Source organism: Halomonas aquatica (assembly GCF_040196335.1).
Taxonomy (GTDB): domain Bacteria; phylum Pseudomonadota; class Gammaproteobacteria; order Pseudomonadales; family Halomonadaceae; genus Halomonas; species Halomonas aquatica.
The window spans coordinates 234,706-250,998 of sequence record NZ_JBEGCJ010000005.1; the positions used below are offsets into that span (position 1 = coordinate 234,706).

13 protein-coding genes are annotated in these 16,293 nt (G+C 66.9%); 3 read left to right on the plus strand and 10 right to left on the minus strand.

Annotated elements, in window-relative coordinates; translation table 11 throughout:
* Positions 1-13: 13 nt before the first annotated feature.
* Genes lpxK through ABE960_RS12305 form a run of 5 tightly spaced genes read right to left on the minus strand, consistent with a single transcriptional unit; the run spans position 14 to position 6,259 of the window.
* Positions 14-1,051 carry a tetraacyldisaccharide 4'-kinase gene (lpxK, locus tag ABE960_RS12285; RefSeq protein ID WP_349762570.1) on the minus strand — a complete coding sequence of 346 codons (1,038 nt, stop codon included), beginning with the start codon at positions 1,049-1,051 and terminating at the stop codon, positions 14-16.
* Complete coding sequence (msbA, locus tag ABE960_RS12290; RefSeq protein WP_432765369.1) at positions 1,048-2,793, minus strand: lipid A export permease/ATP-binding protein MsbA; 1,746 nt, start codon at positions 2,791-2,793, stop codon at positions 1,048-1,050. The genes lpxK and msbA overlap by 4 nt, the downstream gene beginning before the upstream one ends.
* Positions 2,790-3,212, minus strand: a complete 423-nt coding sequence (locus ABE960_RS12295) for an ExbD/TolR family protein (RefSeq protein WP_349762571.1) — start codon at positions 3,210-3,212, stop codon at positions 2,790-2,792. The genes msbA and ABE960_RS12295 overlap by 4 nt, the downstream gene beginning before the upstream one ends.
* The gene (locus tag ABE960_RS12300; protein ID WP_349762572.1) at positions 3,209-3,922 is read right to left on the minus strand and encodes a MotA/TolQ/ExbB proton channel family protein; all 714 of its coding nucleotides are present in this window, start codon (positions 3,920-3,922) and stop codon (positions 3,209-3,211) included. The genes ABE960_RS12295 and ABE960_RS12300 overlap by 4 nt, the downstream gene beginning before the upstream one ends.
* 39 nt (positions 3,923-3,961) lie before the next feature.
* Positions 3,962-6,259, minus strand: coding sequence for a DNA internalization-related competence protein ComEC/Rec2 (locus ABE960_RS12305; RefSeq protein ID WP_349762573.1), 2,298 nt, complete (start codon positions 6,257-6,259; stop codon positions 3,962-3,964).
* A gap of 127 nt (positions 6,260-6,386) precedes the next feature.
* Between ABE960_RS12305 and ABE960_RS12310 the strand changes: the two genes are divergently transcribed.
* Positions 6,387-6,929: a DUF2062 domain-containing protein gene (locus ABE960_RS12310; RefSeq protein WP_349762574.1), complete on the plus strand. Its 543-nt coding sequence runs from the start codon at positions 6,387-6,389 to the stop codon at positions 6,927-6,929.
* 64 nt (positions 6,930-6,993) lie between these two features.
* On the opposite strand, the gene ABE960_RS12315 is transcribed toward ABE960_RS12310, so the two are convergent.
* The gene (locus ABE960_RS12315; protein ID WP_349762575.1) at positions 6,994-7,716 is read right to left on the minus strand and encodes an ABC transporter ATP-binding protein; all 723 of its coding nucleotides are present in this window, start codon (positions 7,714-7,716) and stop codon (positions 6,994-6,996) included.
* Positions 7,717-7,723: 7 nt separating this feature from the next.
* Positions 7,724-8,965 carry a lipoprotein-releasing ABC transporter permease subunit gene (locus ABE960_RS12320; RefSeq protein ID WP_349762576.1) on the minus strand — a complete coding sequence of 414 codons (1,242 nt, stop codon included), beginning with the start codon at positions 8,963-8,965 and terminating at the stop codon, positions 7,724-7,726.
* Between the two features lie 154 nt (positions 8,966-9,119).
* Between ABE960_RS12320 and ABE960_RS12325 the strand changes: the two genes are divergently transcribed.
* Both ABE960_RS12325 and ABE960_RS12330 read left to right on the plus strand, forming a co-directional pair.
* Complete coding sequence (locus ABE960_RS12325) at positions 9,120-10,190, plus strand: agmatine deiminase family protein (RefSeq protein WP_349762577.1); 1,071 nt, start codon at positions 9,120-9,122, stop codon at positions 10,188-10,190.
* Positions 10,187-11,089, plus strand: a complete 903-nt coding sequence (locus ABE960_RS12330) for a carbon-nitrogen hydrolase (RefSeq protein ID WP_349762578.1) — start codon at positions 10,187-10,189, stop codon at positions 11,087-11,089. Before ABE960_RS12325 ends, ABE960_RS12330 begins: the two co-directional genes overlap by 4 nt.
* Positions 11,090-11,197: 108 nt before the next feature.
* Here ABE960_RS12330 and ABE960_RS12335 read toward each other — a convergent pair whose 3' ends face one another.
* From ABE960_RS12335 to secA, 3 genes are all read right to left on the minus strand, one after another.
* Positions 11,198-12,145, minus strand: coding sequence for a Nudix family hydrolase (locus ABE960_RS12335; protein WP_349762579.1), 948 nt, complete (start codon positions 12,143-12,145; stop codon positions 11,198-11,200).
* An 84-nt stretch (positions 12,146-12,229) separates the two neighbouring features.
* Positions 12,230-13,459: a bifunctional glutamate N-acetyltransferase/amino-acid acetyltransferase ArgJ gene (argJ, locus tag ABE960_RS12340; RefSeq protein WP_349762580.1), complete on the minus strand. Its 1,230-nt coding sequence runs from the start codon at positions 13,457-13,459 to the stop codon at positions 12,230-12,232.
* A 46-nt stretch (positions 13,460-13,505) separates the two neighbouring features.
* On the minus strand, positions 13,506-16,241 hold the full coding sequence (gene secA / locus ABE960_RS12345) for a preprotein translocase subunit SecA (protein ID WP_349762581.1): 2,736 nt from the start codon (positions 16,239-16,241) through the stop codon (positions 13,506-13,508).
* Positions 16,242-16,293 lie beyond the last annotated feature (52 nt).

The window sequence follows — 16,293 nt, forward strand, 5'->3', positions numbered from 1 at the left end:
CTCGTGGTGTGGTTCAATTGGCCGCACGGGCCTCGCCCGGCGCCGGATTTGATGATGACAGGCTGTCGAGCCACCTCGCCAGCCAGGCGATGAAGGCGGCATCGGGGCGCGCCTCTACTTCCAGGACCCAGGTCCCGTCGGGGGCCAGGCCCCGGCACTTCACGGCATCCTTGGCGGTCATCACCAGCGCCCGGCCATCGTGGAAGGTCAGGTCGTCGGCCGTATAGCGGTGATGGTCATCGAAGACGTGCGGGAGTGCCTTCACGGCCAGGTCCGCCAGCGTCTCGAAGAAGCGCCGCGGGTTGCCGATTCCTGCCAGGGCATTCACTGGGCCCTCGAAGGGCAAGGGGGTCAGCGGAAGGCGCTGGCCGTCGTCCAGTCGACGCCAGGCGGAAGGGGCCAGGACCATGCCGTGAGCACCGGACGGTGGCGTGAAGGCAGGGGGCCCGTTCACCAGCACCGCATCCACACGGTCGAGCCGCGAGAGGGGCTCGCGGAGCGGGCCCGCCGGCAGGCAGCGGCCATTGCCGAAACCGCGCCGCCCATCCACCACCACCAGTTCCAGGTCACGGCCCAGCGCCAGGTGCTGCAGGCCATCGTCACCGATCAGGATATCGCACCCCGCCTCGAGCAATCGCCTGGCCCCGCGAGGCCGGTCCGGGTCCACCACTACCGGCATGCCGGTCTGGTCAGACAGCATGCGGGGCTCATCGCCGCAGGCCTCAACCGGGGTAGCTGCGTCCAGCAGCAGCGGATAGTGTTCGCTGCTGCCACCATAGCCTCGCGACAGGATGCCCGGCGACCACCCTCTCTCTGCCAGGTGACGAGCCAGCCAGGCAACCAGCGGCGACTTGCCTGTACCGCCCAGGGTGATATTGCCTACCACGATCACCGGAACAGGGGCCTGCCAAACGGGCTTGCGGCCTGATGCATAGGCCGCGGCGCGACGGCGCATGACCAGGCGATAGAGGGCTTCCAGCGGCCGCAGGGCGACCAGCCAGGCGTCGCCGCGGTAGGCCGCGGTCAGCCAACACTCGCCGGGGCCGCTCATGCTGGCCCGGGCTCCTGGAACTGCAGCCGGTGCAAGGCCGCATAGGCGCCGTCGCGAGCCAGCAGCTCTGCGTGGGAGCCCTGCTCGATGATCTCGCCCTGCTCCATGACCAGGATGCGGTCGGCCCGCTCGATGGTCGAGAGGCGGTGGGCAATGACGAAGGTGGTCCTGCCCCGACATACCTCCTCCAGGGCCGCCTGAATATGACGCTCGGATTCGGTGTCCAGGGCCGAGGTAGCCTCGTCGAGGACCAGCAGTGGTGCGTCCTTGAAGATCGCCCGGGCGATGGCCAATCGCTGGCGCTGGCCACCGGAGAGCATCACGCCGTTCTCGCCCACCAGGGTGTCGTAGCCTCCCGGCATGCGCTCGATGAACTCGTGAGCATGGGCGGCTCTGGCGGCGGCCTCGATGGCCGACGGGTCCGCCTGTGGCACACCGTAGGCGATGTTGTCGGCGATACTGGCATTGAACAGGGTGACCTGCTGGGAGACCAGGGCGATCTGGCGGCGCAGCGGTAGCAGGCGGTAATCGTCCAGCGGCACCTGATCGATCAGCAGGCGTCCCGCGGTGGGCCGATAGAAGCGCGGCAGCAGGCCGACGAGGGTCGATTTTCCGCTACCGGAGCGACCGACGATGGCGATCATCTGACCGGGCGCCACCTCGAGGTCGATTCCCTTGAGCACCTCGGGCTGGTCGTCACCGTAGGCGAAGCGCACCCCCTCGAAACGAACACAACCCTCGAGACGGTCGGACTCATGGGTCCCGGTGTCGCTCTCAAGAGGCTCTTCCAGCAAACCGAACAGCTCGCCGGCGGCGGCGATGCCCTTCTGGATCTCGCTGTTGATCTCGGTGAGCTGGCGCACCGGCTTGGCCATCAACGCGGCGGCGGTGATGAAGGCCACGAACTCCCCCGGCGTCATCGCATCCAGCAGGGTCGGTGACATGGCAAGCCACACCAGCACCGCCAGCGACAGCGCTACCAGCAACTGGATCACCGGCGTACTGGTGGCCTTGGTCAGCGCCTCCTTCATGCTCTGTTGGCGGTTGACCTCGCTGGCCTGGGCGAAGCGCGCCTTCTCGAAGGCCTCGGCGCCGTGGGTGCGCACCACTCGGTAGCCGGACAGCGCCTCCGAGGCGACATGGGTGACGTCACCCATGGAGCGCTGGATGCGCTGCGAGATCCGCCGGAAGCGCTTGCTGGCATAGCTGACCACGCCGCCGATCAGCGGCGTCACGGCGAGAAACAGCAGGGTCAGCATCCAGTTGGTCCACAGCAGGTAGGCCACCAGGCCGATCACGAAGAAGCCCTCGCGCAGCAGGATGGTGATGGCCTTGGTGGCGGCACCGGTGACCTGCTCGACGTGAAAGGTCACCCGGGAGATCAGGTGACCCGTGGAGTGGGAATCGAAGAAGCGGCCCGGCAGGTGCAGCATGTGGTTGAAGACGTCGCAGCGCAGCACATGGACCAGGTTACGGGCCACGCTGCTCATGAAGTAGGTGCCCAGAAACGTGCCGATACCGCGGGCCACGAACATGCCCACCACGAACAACGGAAGGAATAGCCGGAAGGCGGCGTCCGGGTCCTGAATGCCATCGATCAACCGCTTCATCATCTCGGCAAGCGCGGTGCTCGAGGCGGCGTAGATGACATAACCAAGGATCGCCAAGGCGAAGGCGCGCCAGTGGGGCTTCACATAGCTCAGCAGGCGCTTGTAGAGGGTCCAACCGGAGTGTTCGATCACGGTGTCTCCGCTTGAGGGGTTGAGACGGAATCCGTGGCGATGCGCACTTGCAGGATCCGAAGGCCGGCGGCCCGGTCAAGCACCCGTACCACATCGGCGTGGGCGGCTCGGCCATCGGCCTCCAGCACGAGGCCGTTTTCACGGGCCTCCTCGGCCCTTGCTGCCAGGGCATCTCCCAGCGTGTCGGCCGAATAGATCCGGCCATCCAGACGGTATTCGCCCGCCGCGGTGACCACCAGGGTCACCGGCATGGCTTCCATTTCCTGACCACTTTGACTCTCGGGCAGCTCGAGCTCAAGCGCCTGTCGAGTCTCGAAAGTGGTCGAGACCATGAAGAAGATCAGCAGCAGGAAGACCACGTCGATCAGTGGAGTGAGATTGACCTCCACCGGGTCGCGTCGCCGCCGGGGAAACCTCACGACTGCTTCACCCTCGGGGCAATGCGTCCATCCGCCTCCTGCTGCTCGCCGCCCCGCGCCGGCGAATGCGACTCGTCACCATGCCGTTCGGCCAGCACCAGTTCGCCAGGATAATGGGCGAGGTACTCGACCACCTGGCCGGCCTGCTCCTCCATGCGCACCGTGATGTCCTCGACACGACGCTGGAAGTAGCGATGGAACATCAGCGAGGGGATCGCTACCGTGAGGCCCGCCGCGGTGGTCACCAGGGCCCTGGAGATGCCGCCGGCCAGATCCGCGGTGCGACTGGCCCCGTCTCCGCTGACGATCACCGCGAACACCTCGATCATGCCCACCACGGTGCCCAGCAGGCCGAGTAACGGCGCGATGGCGGCGATGGTACCCAGCGGGCTCAGGAAACGCTCCAGGTCGTGAATGACCGCGGTCGCCGCCTCTTGCAGCCGGGCTCGCACCTGCTCGTGGCCGAGCCGGGCATTGCGTAGCCCCGCCGCGAGCACGCCTCCCAGCGGGGAATGTGCTTCAAGCCAGTAGAGGTTGACCTGCCCATGCGCCACCAGCCGACAGACCTCCAGCCCCAGCCCGCGGGGCGCGATGCGACGTACGCGCAAGGTCCACAGGCGCTCGATGATGATCACCGTGGCCGCCAGCGAGCAGCCCAGCAGCGGCAACATCAACCAGCCGCCGGCAATCAGGGCATCCATCATGTCCATGCCATTCCCCTTGCGTGTGACCGACCCTAGGGTCAGATATCAGTGAGGCGATTCTAACGCAAGGCAGTCGACTCCGACACCGCCGCGCCGCCAGATCACCGGCCGCTCGGCGATGACCCTCCGGTGCGCATCGTCGCCGAGCCACAGCGTCACGGCGCCATCTCGGGAGGTGCTCCAGAGACAGCTTCCCACATCGCGGAATCGGCGCACGACGCTGTCCGTCGGATGGCCGAAGGGGTTGTGCCGCGCCGCACTGAAGATCACGTGGCGCGGGGCCAGTCGACGCACCAGCTGAACACCGGAGCTGGTGGCGCTGCCATGGTGCCCCGCCACCAGAAACGTCACCTGCGGCTCGAGATCGCCGAGGAAGCCCCGCTCGGCGTCGCGGCCGACATCACCGGTGATCAGCAATCGCTGGTCGCCGACGCTGACCAGCAGCACGCAGGAGCGGTCATTGGCGGAGAGCTCCGTGGTATCCGAAGGCGGCCAGAGGATACGGAAGGTCACGCCATCGTGTCGCCACATCTGACCCGCCGCACAAGGCTCCGCTGGTAATCCGAGGGCCTCGCCGGGGGGAGCCAGGAGGCGCGCCGCCCGATGTGATTCTCGCAGGGCCGGCAGGCCGCCGGCATGATCCTGGTCGGCATGACTGACGATGACGTCGTCGAAATGCTGACCCGGTGGCCATAGCGAGCCAAGCGGCATATAGCCGGAACCGAAGCGTGGCCCGGTATCGTAGAGGGCGCGATAACCGGCCGTGCGAAGTTCGATGAGCTGGCCCTGGCCCACGTCATGGACCCGGACCCGCAGCAGCCCCTCGACGGGGAATGGCGACGTCGAAGAGAGGGCCAGTGGCACCAGCACCAGTATGCCCGTTGCCGCCAGGCGCAGGCGCGGGGTCAGGCCCGGCAGCGCCCACAGCAGGCCTGAGAACCCCAGCGCCAGTCCGATCGGGAGCACCTGCCGTGGATCCGGTCGCCACAGCGGCAGCCAGGTAGCCGCCATGTGGAGGACACCGGCCAGGGCATCGACAAGCAGGCCGAACAGGCCCCAGCAAAAGGACGAGAGTGGAGGCAGCCAGGCCGTGAGCCAGCCGAGCAGCCCCAGGGGTACCAGCAGGCTGCTGACCAGCGGGACGGCGAGAAGGTTGACCAGGGGGGCCGCCGGCGCCAGCCGATCGAAGGCCAGCAGCACGGCGGCGGCCATCACTGGCGCCAGCAGCAGTTGGGAGCGAACCAGGGCCCACAGCCAACCGGTCGTACCCTGCGGCCGGGGCCTTCCCTGCCAGATCAGGATCAACAACGCCACGGCACCGAACGAGAGCCATAGGCCGGGACGCCAGGCCGACAGCGGGTCGACCATCAGCACGAGCCCCAACGCCAGCCACCAGGCCTGCCAGGGACCTGGAGCATGTCGCCCACTGGCCACCCACAGTCCCACCAGGGTCATGATCATGGCACGCAGGGCGGGGGGCTCCAGGCCGGCGAGCACGGCATACCCCACTGCCGACGCACCGGCAAGCCACCAGGGCCAGACCGCCAGGCGCCAGGCAGCGGGCGTAACCAGGCGGGCCAGTCCGCGGGCGAGCCACAGGGCAAAGGTGGCCACCAGCCCCACATGCAGACCGGAGATCACCATCAGATGGGTGGTGCCGGTGGCATTGAGCAAGTCCCAGTCGGCCTGCTCGAGCCGCTCGCTCGCCCCCAGCGTCAGGGCCGCCAGCCATCGTGCATGGCGTGAAGTCAGCCCCTGCTCGTCGAGGTGGTCCAGGGCGAGCCGGCGCGGCGAGGGGGCGGAATCGGCGAGACGCCGCGAAGGCGGGTCACGGCGCACATAGCCGCTGGCCTGGATACCCTCCCGCCACAGCCATGCGCGGTAGTCGAAGGCACCGGGATTGGCGAAGCCTCCCGGCGGGCGCAAGCGCACCGTCAGTGCCCAGCGTTCCCCTGCCACCAGGGCGGGGGCGTCGTAGAAGGAAAGTCGCACCCGGGCCAGGTCGTCACACTCCGGCAACCCGACCGCCAGCGCTCGACAATCCTCCACCGATAGGAGCAACCGGGTCAGGCCCTCGTCCCGACTCACCGAGACCAGGCGCCCCTCGAGACGCAGGTCCTGGCGGGTCAGTCCCGGGGCGAGCTCGCCGCCCCTTACCATCAGCAGTTGAGCGGCGATCACGGCAGATACCACCAGACCCAGGGCGACACCTGGGCGACGTCCGGCCAGGGCCATCAGCAGGACGACCGACAGCACCTCGGCGGTCCCCGGCATGGCAAGATGGCCTCCCAGCGCGCCGGCCAGCACGGCAAGGGCCAGAGGAATGGCCAGACCCAACGGCATGGTTTCGTCCCTGAACGGCGAGCGCGCGCCCTTCCGCCCTGCGCGGCGAGACATCGAAAGGCATCATGGCGAGGCACGCGACTTCTATGGATAATAGCTCGGGTTTCAAGGCCGCGAGCTCGTCTTCATGCCGCGCAGACTGCTGCAGCGCTACCTGCCCCATCCAGATGCCCTCAGGCGTCGGCGCTCACTGCGCTTCATCAGCCACCTGATCGGCAATCCTTCGCTGTGGGTGCTGACCAGGCGCAGCGTGGCCAATGCCTTTTCCGTGGGGCTGTTCAGCGCCCTGCTGCCGATCCCCTTCCAGATGCTGGTAGCCGCCTTCGGCGCCTGGCTGCTGCGCTGCAACCTGCCGCTCTCGATTGGACTGGTGTGGATCACCAATCCGCTGACGTTGCCGCTGATCTTCTTCGGCAACTATCGCCTTGGGGCCTGGCTGCTCGACATGCCGGTTCGGCAGGCGCCGAACCGGATCTCCACACAGTGGATCGCCGAGCAGCTGGTGGACATCCTCCCGGCGCTCGCGCTGGGCTCGCTGGTCGCGGCCGTGATCATCGCCACCCTGGCCAACCTGGCGATCCGGTTGGTGTGGCGCTGGCAGGTATCGCGGAGCTGGAGGGAGCGTACCCGCCGGCGGCGGAGACCTCGCAAGGCCACCCCGGAAGAGTGAGACGGCAACGACAGCGGCCGACGCCAGGGCGCCGGCCGCATATACGCCGCGAGACAGGGCAAGCTCAGGCGTGAGGAGGCTGCTCGACCAGGCGTCCACCGTCGAGCTTGAGCACGCGGTCCTGATGGGCGGCGAGGCCGAGATCATGAGTGACGATCACGAAGGCACAGGCCGCACTGCTCGCCAGCTCGTCCATCAACGACAGGATGCTCGCGGCGGTGACCTGGTCCAGGTTACCGGTGGGCTCGTCCATCAGCACCAGGCTCGGGTCGGTGACCAGCGCCCGGGCGATGGCCACACGCTGACGCTCGCCCCCGGAGAGCTCGCCCGGCTTGTGATCGGCCCGCTCGGCCATGCCGACCCGCTCCAGAAGCTTACGCGCACGATCCTCGGCAACACGCTTGCGCTGCCCCCGGACGATCAGCGGCAGGGCCGCATTCTCCAGCGCCGTGAACTCCGCCAGCAGGTGGTGGAACTGGTAGACGAAGCCGATATGGCGGTTACGAAATCGTCCCAGGTCGGCGTCATTCAGCGCCAGCAAGGATTCGCCGGAGATGCACACCTCACCGCGACTGGGACGATCCAATCCGCCCAGCAGGTTCAGCAGCGTGGTCTTGCCGGAGCCGGAGCTGCCGACCACGGCGACCCGCTCGCCGGCCAGCACCCGCATCTCCAGCCCGTCCAGCACGGTGAGGTCCCGCGGGCCCTCGCGATAGATGCGAGTCAGATCCGTGCACTCGAGCATCACCCGCTCCGCTCGGGAGGTCGCATCGTGTCGTGGCGTCATGGCCGTCTCACTCATAGCGCAGTACCTCGGCAGGCTGGACCCGTGCGGCCCGCCAGGCCGGATACAGGGTCGACAGGAAGGTCAGGACGAAGGCCGCAGTCACGATGTTGCGCACATCCGACCAGATCAGTTTCGACGGCAGCTCACTGATGAAATAGACACCGGCATCGAGGAAGTGGATGCCGAAGGTGCTCTCCACCCAGCCGATCAGGTCCGACACGGTCAAGGCCAGCAGCACGCCCAGCACGACCCCGACCAGGATACCGATCACCCCGATTGCCAGCCCCTGGACCATGAAGATGCCCATGATCGAGCGCGGGGTGGCACCGATGGTGCGCAGGATGGCGATGTCGGCCCGCTTGTCGGTGACCACCATCACCAGGGTGGAGACGATGTTGAAGGCCGCCACGGCGATGATGACCGTCAGCAGCAGCGCGATCATGCGTTTCTCCATCTGGATCGCCTGAAAGAGGTTGCCGTGGGAGTAGGTCCAGTCGAGCCCCTGGTACCCGGCGCCGAGATGGTTGATGATCGCCTGGGTCTCGCTGCCCGCGGCGAACAGGTCGTCAAGTTCGAGGCGCAGGCCGCCCACGGCGTCACCCAGTCGTGCGAGGGTCTGCATGTCCTCGATATGGGCATAGGCCAGGGTCGCATCCAGGTCCGCGCCGACGCTGAAGATGCCGCTCACCGTGAAACGCTTGAGTCGCGGGAAAACGCCGGCCGGGGTGATCGAGGCCTCGGGCACGAGCAGCGTGACGCGATCCCCTACCCCGACGCTCAGGCGGCGGGCGAGGATAGACCCCAGCACGACCTTCCATTCGCCCGGCGCCAGGTCGTCGAGCCTTCCCAGACGCATGTTCTCGTCGACGATCGACACCCGACTCTCCCACTCGGGGTCGATGCCGTTGACCATGGCGCCCTCGTTGCGACCACCCACCGAGAACATGCCCTGCTGCTCCACATAGGGGGCGGCGCCGATCACCCGCTCACGCTCCATGAGGCGCTCGGCCAGGGGACGCCAGTCGGTGAGCCCTCCCGGAGACTCGATCTTGCTGTGGGGCACCATCCCCAGCACCCGGGTCCGCAGCTCATGGTCGAAGCCATTCATCACGGAAAGCACGAGGATGAGCACCGCGACCCCCAGCATGAGGCCCAGCATGGAGGTGAGGGAGATGAAGGATATGAAGTGGTTGCGACGCTTGGCGCGCACATAGCGCAACCCGATCAGGAAGGGTAGGCGGTCGAGCATGGGAACATTCCTTGTCGGCGGGCGCCCATGGTACGGTTTTTTGGCATCTGCTGCATCGCCGGCGGCGCCCGCTTGCGCGATCATTGCATCATTGCCGATGGCGGCCTACATTGCGCCGGCACGACCCGAGACGACCCGCAAGAGATCCGCACCCATGGCCCATCGCCTGCTTCCCGAATGGCACCCCCAGGATGCCGTGCAACTCACCTGGCCCAGCCCCGACAGCGACTGGGGCCCCATGCTCGAACGCATCGAGGCCACCCTGGAGGCCATGGTGGTGGCCATCGCCCGCTACGAGGCCGTGCTGATCGCCGTGCCGGACGCAGCCACCCGCACCCACCTGACCCATCGTTTCGAGTGTCTGGGCGTCGATCCCGCCCGCCTCCGCCTGGTGGTCGCCCCCGCCGACGACACCTGGGCCCGCGACCATGGCCCGATCGCCGTGACCCGCGACGGCGAGCCGATGCTGCTCGACTACGTCTTCACCGGCTGGGGCGGCAAGTACGAGGCTTTACAAGACAACACCCTGACCCGCCGCCTGGCACAGGCCGGCACCTTCGCCTGCCCGCTGACCTCGAGCGACCTGGTGCTGGAAGGCGGAGCCATCGACACCGACGGCGAGGGCACCCTGCTGACCACCGAAGCCTGCCTGCTCAACCCCAATCGCAACCCCGGCCTCGACCGCGCGGCCATGGAGGCGCGCCTGAAGGCGGAGCTCGGGGTCACGCGGGTGCTGTGGCTGGGCAGCGGCCACCTGGAAGGTGACGACACCGACAGCCATGTCGACACGCTGGTCCGCTTCTGCGACCCGGCCACCCTGGCCTATGTGCAGTGCGATGACCCGAGCGACCCCCACTACCCGGCGCTCGCCGCCATGCAGGCCGAGCTTCAGGCCCTGCGGCGCTCCGACGGCGAGGCCTACCGCCTGATCCCTCTGCCCTGGCCGCGCGCCTGCCAAGACCCGGTCGACGGCCACCGCCTGCCCGCCACCTATGCCAACTTCCTGATCATCAATGGCGCCGTGCTGGTCCCGACCTACGGAGATGCCGCCGACACCCGGGCGCTCACCGCCCTGGCCGGTGCCTTCCCGGGCCGTGACATCATTCCCATCGACTGCCTGAGCGTGATCCGCCAGCATGGCAGCCTGCATTGCCTGACCATGCAGCTGCCCGCCGGCAGCCTGGCCGACGCCCCCAGGCCATCACCCACGAGGAGAGCCCCATGACCCGCACCCTGAAGGTGGGCCTGGTCCAGCAGCCTGCCTGGCCCGACAAGACCAGGAGCCTGGCCGAGAGCGAGGCCGGCATCCGCGAGCTGGCCACCGCCGGCGCCCAGTTGGTGATGCTCCAGGAACTACATGCCACCCACTACTTCTGTCAGACTGAGGACACCGACGTCTTCGACCTGGCCGAACCCCTGGACGGGCCGACCGGCACCCGGCTCGCGGCCCTGGCGAAGGAACTCGACATCGTGCTGGTGGGATCGCTGTTCGAGCGTCGCGCCCCCGGCCTCTACCATAACACCGCCGTGGTCTATGACCGGGAGCGCGGCCGGGTCGGATACTATCGCAAGATGCATATTCCCGACGACCCAGGCTTCTACGAGAAGTTCTACTTCACCCCCGGGGACCAGGATGACAACCGAGACCAGGGCTTCACGCCCATCGACACCTCGCTTGGCCGGCTCGGCGTGCTGGTGTGCTGGGACCAGTGGTATCCCGAGGCCGCCAGGCTGATGGCCCTGGCCGGTGCGGAGCTGCTGCTCTACCCCACCGCCATCGGCTGGCATCCGCCGGACGACAACCCGGAGAAGCAGCGCCAGAAGGACGCCTGGACCCTGATCCAGCGCAGCCATGGGGTGGCAAACGGCTTGCCGGTGATCGTCGCCAACCGGATCGGCCACGAGCCGGACCCCTCCGGCGTGACGCCGGGCATCGATTTCTGGGGTGGCAGCTTCATCTGTGGGCCCCAGGGTGAGCTCCTCGCCCACGCCGGCGAGGAGGCCGAGCGGATGCTGGTGACCCTGGACATGGCGCGCAGCGAGCAGGTGCGCCGCATCTGGCCCTACCTTCGTGACCGCCGAATCGACGCCTATCATAACCTGACCCGGCGCTATCGGGACTAGGCGGCCAAGCGGCCAAGCGGCCAAGCAAGCCCAGGATTCCCCCAGCAACGGCAAAACCCCGAAGGGCGACCTCCGGGGTTTTGCTTGGCGCTTTCAGCTCGGCGCTGATTACTTCCAGAAGTCGCGGATCGAGGCGATACCCTGGGCACCCACGGCCCGGGCATGGCGGGCATCGAAGCGGGTCATGCCGCCCAGGGCGAAGACCGGCATGCCGGCATGCTCCACCAGTTGCTGGAAATCGTGCCAGCCGATCGGCGCGACTTCAGGATGGGATGGTGTGGTCCGAAGAGGCGACAGGGTCACGAAGTCGCAGCCGATGCGGAGCGCCTGTGCCAGCTGGCGGCGATCATGGGTCGAGGCGGAGAGCCATTTCCCCTCGGCCAGCGGCCTCCGCTCCAGGCTCATCAGCCGATCGCTCGTCAGATGGATGCCATCGGCGTCCACGACCTCCAGCAACGACGGCTCGCCATTGAGCACCAGCCGGGCGTCCTTTTGCCGGCAGATGTCCAGGGCCTGCTCGGCAAGCTTCAGGTATTGTGCCTCGCCCAACGACTTGGCACGTAGCTGGACCAGGCGAACGCCATCTTCGTCCAGGGCGCGAACCAGACGCTCGAGAAACAGTGATTCGTCGGTTTCCTCTCCAGTGATGAGGTACTCGGTGGGCAGCATCACCGCACGCAGGATCGGCAGGTTGGCCGCCGGGAAGGGGTAGTTCACCAGCTCGGTCATGGGGACCCAGCGCACGGCCTGTCCCTCGCGACCGAACGGCTCGCCGGCGAAGTCGTGCACCTGCCACACGTCCAGCAGGATGTGCTTGTCGGAATACTCATGGTGGATGCGGATCAGCGGCTGGGCCCGCCGGATCTCGACGCCGAGCTCCTCATGGAGCTCGCGCTTCAACGCCTCCAGACCGGTCTCATAGGGCGCCAGCTTGCCGCCGGGAAACTCCCAGAGGCCTCCATGATCGACGTTGGAGGGACGACGGGCGAGCAGCACCTCACGGCCGTCGCCACTGATGATGGCGGCCGCCGCCACATGCACCCTTCTCTTCACCATTGCGTTCATTGACTCCTACCCGCTGGTCCACGCGGCCTTGCCGCCGCGCGGGGTTTCTGTCTGGCTGCCGACCGATCGCGTCGGTCAGCTGCGATAGTCGGCATTGATGGTCACGTACTCGTGGGACAGGTCCGAGGTCCAGACCGTGGCGCCCTGCTCGCCGCGCCCCAGGGCGATGCGGATATCGATCTCCTCGCGGGCCATCACGGCGCTGCCTGCCTCCTCGGTGTAGCCCGAGGCTCGGCCACCGTTCTCGACCAACCGCACCTCGCCCAGATCAATGGTGACCCGGTTCACGTCGAAGTCCTCGACGGGCGCGCGCCCTACTGCGGCGAGGATGCGCCCCCAGTTGGCATCACTGGCGTAGAGGGCCGTCTTCACCAGCGGCGAGTGTGCCACAGTGAAGGCCACGTCCAGGGCCTCACGCCGGCTTCGGGCCCGGTCGACCTGCAGGGTGACGAACTTGGTCGCGCCCTCGCCGTCACGGATGACCGCCTGGGCCAGCTCGGTCATCACCTGCAGCAGCCCCTCACGAAAGCGGGTCAGCGCCTCACCATCGACCACAGAAACGCCGCGGCCGGTGGCGATCAGCATGCAGGCATCGTTGGTCGAGGTGTCGCTGTCCACGGTGATGCAATTGAAGGAGCGCTCCACCGCCTCGCGCAGAAGCTGGTCGAGCAGGGACGGCTCGATGGCGGCATCGGTGGCCACGAAGGCGAGCATGGTGGCCATGTCGGGACGAATCATCCCCGAGCCCTTGGCGATGCCGTTGATGGTCACCGTCTCGTCACCCAGCGCCAGGGTCACACTGGCGCCCTTGGCACGCGTATCGGTGGTGAGGATGCCCTCGCCCGCCGCCTGCCAGGCGTGGGACCCGTCATCGAGGGCCTGGACGGCGCCGGGCAGGCCCGCCAGCAGGCGGTCCATGGGAAGCGGCTCGCCGATCACCCCGGTAGAGAACGGCAGCACACGCTCCGCCCCCACCCCGACCAGTCCCCCAAGCTCGGCACAAGTAGCGCGGGCGTCGTGCAATCCTGCCTCACCGGTCCCGGCATTGGCATTGCCGGTATTGACCACCAGATAGCGCGGGGCCTCACCACGGGCCGTGCAGGCAGAGAGGTGCTCTCTCGCCACCGTCACCGGTGCCGCACAGAAGGCGTTGCGAGTGAAGGCGCCTGCCACCCGGGCCCCCTCGGTGATCTCGATCACCACCAGATCACGTCGACCGGGCTTCTTGATGCCAGCCATGGTGGCCCCCAGTCGCAGCCCCTCGATCTCCGGCATCTCCGGAAAACGTGTCTCGCCCACTGCCATCGTCTTGTCTCCTTTTTCCGGCCGGGGGCCTTACCGGCCTGTCACCTCAGTTCAGCTTCCCGCAGCACTGCTTGTACTTCTTGCCCGACCCGCAAGGGCAAGGATCATTGCGTCCTACCTTGGGGCCCTCGCGACGCAGCGGGCGACCGTCGGCACCAGGGGCCGGAGCGGGCGGGGCCTCATCCTGCTGGCCGGCGGCCATGGAAGGTTCGTCATGACGGCTCGACGCCGTGGACTTCTCGCGCTCCAGGGCCTCGCGACGCTGGCGCTCCAGGGCCTCGACCTCCTCGGGGCGGCGTACCTGAACATGACTGAGAATCCGGGTCACGTCGGCCTTGATGTTGGTCAGCAGGTGCTGGAACAGCTCGAAGGATTCGCGCTTGTATTCCTGCTTGGGGTTCTTCTGGGCGTAGCCACGCAGATGGATCCCGCGGCGCAGGTGATCCATGGACTGCAGGTGTTCCTTCCAGCGAGTGTCGAGCACCTGGAGCATCACCTGCTTCTCGAAGCGGCGCATCAGTGTCTCGCCGGCTTCCGCGACCTTGGCCTCGTAGGCCTCACGGTGCATAACCTGGAGCCGCTCTCGGAGTTGCTCTTCGTGGAAGCGGTCGTCCTCTTCGGCCCATTGGACGACCGGGGCCTCCAGGTTGAATTCTCCTTTCAGGTGATCCTGGAGGCTGGCCAGGTCCCACTGCTCGGGCAGGCTCTGGGGCGGCACGAACTCGCTGATGGCCAGGTCCAGCACCTCCTCGCGGATGCCAATGACGCTGTCGGAGACATCGTCGGCCGCGAGAATCTCGTTGCGCTGTTCATAGATGACCCGACGCTGATCATTGGCCACGTCATCGTACTCGAGCAATTGCTTGCGGATGTCGAAGTTGCGGCCCTCGACCTTCTTCTGCGCCCGCTCGACGGCGTTGGAGACCATCTTGTGCTCGATGGCCTCGCCTCGTTCCAGCCCCAGCGCCTGCATCAGGCGCTGGACACGGTCGGAACCGAACAGCCGCATCAGGTTGTCTTCCAGGGAGAGGAAGAAGCGCGTGGAGCCCGGATCGCCCTGGCGACCGGCACGGCCTCGCAGCTGATTGTCGATGCGCCGAGACTCGTGACGCTCGGAGCCGACCACGTGCAGGCCACCGGCCTCGAGCACCGCATCGTGGCGAGCCTGCCATTCCGCCTTGAGCTGCTCGAGCTGGGCCTCCGACGGATTCTCCAGCTTGGCGGCCTCGGCCTCCCAGTTGCCGCCGAGCACGATGTCGGTCCCGCGACCGGCCATGTTGGTGGCGATGGTGACGGCGCCGGGACGGCCGGCCTGGGCGATGATCTCCGCCTCGCTCTGGTGCTGCTTGGCGTTGAGCACGTTGAAGGCCATGCCGGCCTGCTTCATCAGGTTGGCCAGGTACTCGCTGGTCTCGATGGAGGCCGTACCGACCAGCACCGGACGACCAGCCTCCGTCTGCGTCTGAACGTCCTCGATGATCGCCTCGAACTTTTCCTCGGCAGTGAGGTAGACCAGGTCGTTGAGATCCTGGCGGATGAGCGGCCGGTTAGTGGGAATCACCATCACGTCCAGACCGTAGATCTGGCGGAACTCGAAGGCCTCGGTATCGGCGGTGCCGGTCATCCCGGAGAGCTTATCGTAGAGTCGGAAGTAGTTCTGGAAGGTCGTGGAGGCCAGTGTCTGGCTCTCGCGCTGGACTGGCACACCCTCCTTGGCCTCCACGGCCTGGTGCAGGCCCTCCGACCAGCGCCGCCCCGGCATGCTGCGGCCGGTGTGCTCGTCGACGATTACTACCTGGCCATCCTTGACGATGTAATCCACGTCCCGATGGTAGAGGTGGCGGGCGCGCAGCGCCGAATGCATGTGTTGCAGAAGGTTGAGGTTCTGGGCGGCATAGAGAGAGTCCTCCTCGCCAAGCAGGCCCTGATCGCGCAACAGTCCCTCGACCTTGTGGTGGCCACCCTCGGTGAGTTCCACCTGCTTCTGCTTCTCGTCGAGGGTGAAGTCGCCGCTCTCGGGATCTTCCTCGTCGCTGCACTGCTCGAGGTGATGTGCCAGGCGCTCGGCCACCTCATAGAGCTCGGTATTCTCGTCCACCGCCCCGGAGATGATCAGCGGGGTGCGCGCCTCATCGATCAGGATCGAATCCACCTCATCGACGATGGCGAAGTGCAGATCACGCTGCACCTTCTCCTCCAGCGAGAAGGCCATGTTGTCACGCAGGTAGTCGAAGCCAAACTCGTTGTTGGTACCGTAAGTGATGTCGCAGCCGTAGGCGTGGCGCTTCTCCTCCGACGACTGGCCGGAGTAGATGACCCCCACCGACAGGCCGAGGAATTCGTAGAGCGGACGCATCCATTCGGCATCACGACGTGCCAGGTAGTCGTTGACCGTGACCACGTGCACACCCTTGCCCGGCAGGGCGTTGAGATACACCGCCAGGGTCGCCACCAGCGTCTTGCCCTCACCGGTCTTCATCTCGGAAATGCGGCCGCGGTGAAGGGTGACACCGCCAACCATCTGCACATCAAAATGTCGCATGCCCATGACACGCCGGCTGGCCTCACGCACCGTGGCGAAGGCTTCAGGAAGCAGGGCGTCGAGAGACTCGCCTCCCTCGAGGCGCTCGCGAAACTTGCCGGTACGGGCCTTCAGAGCGGTCTCGTCGAGAGACTCGAGTTCGGCTTCCAGGCCGGTGACGTCCGCCACCTCGCGGCTCATGCGCTTGACGTCGCGGTCGTTCTTGGAGCCGACGACCTTGCGTAACAGGTTGTTGATCATGAAAGGTCCAGTTGCTGCATGTGGCATCGTGTCGCGAACATCGGCCCGCGAC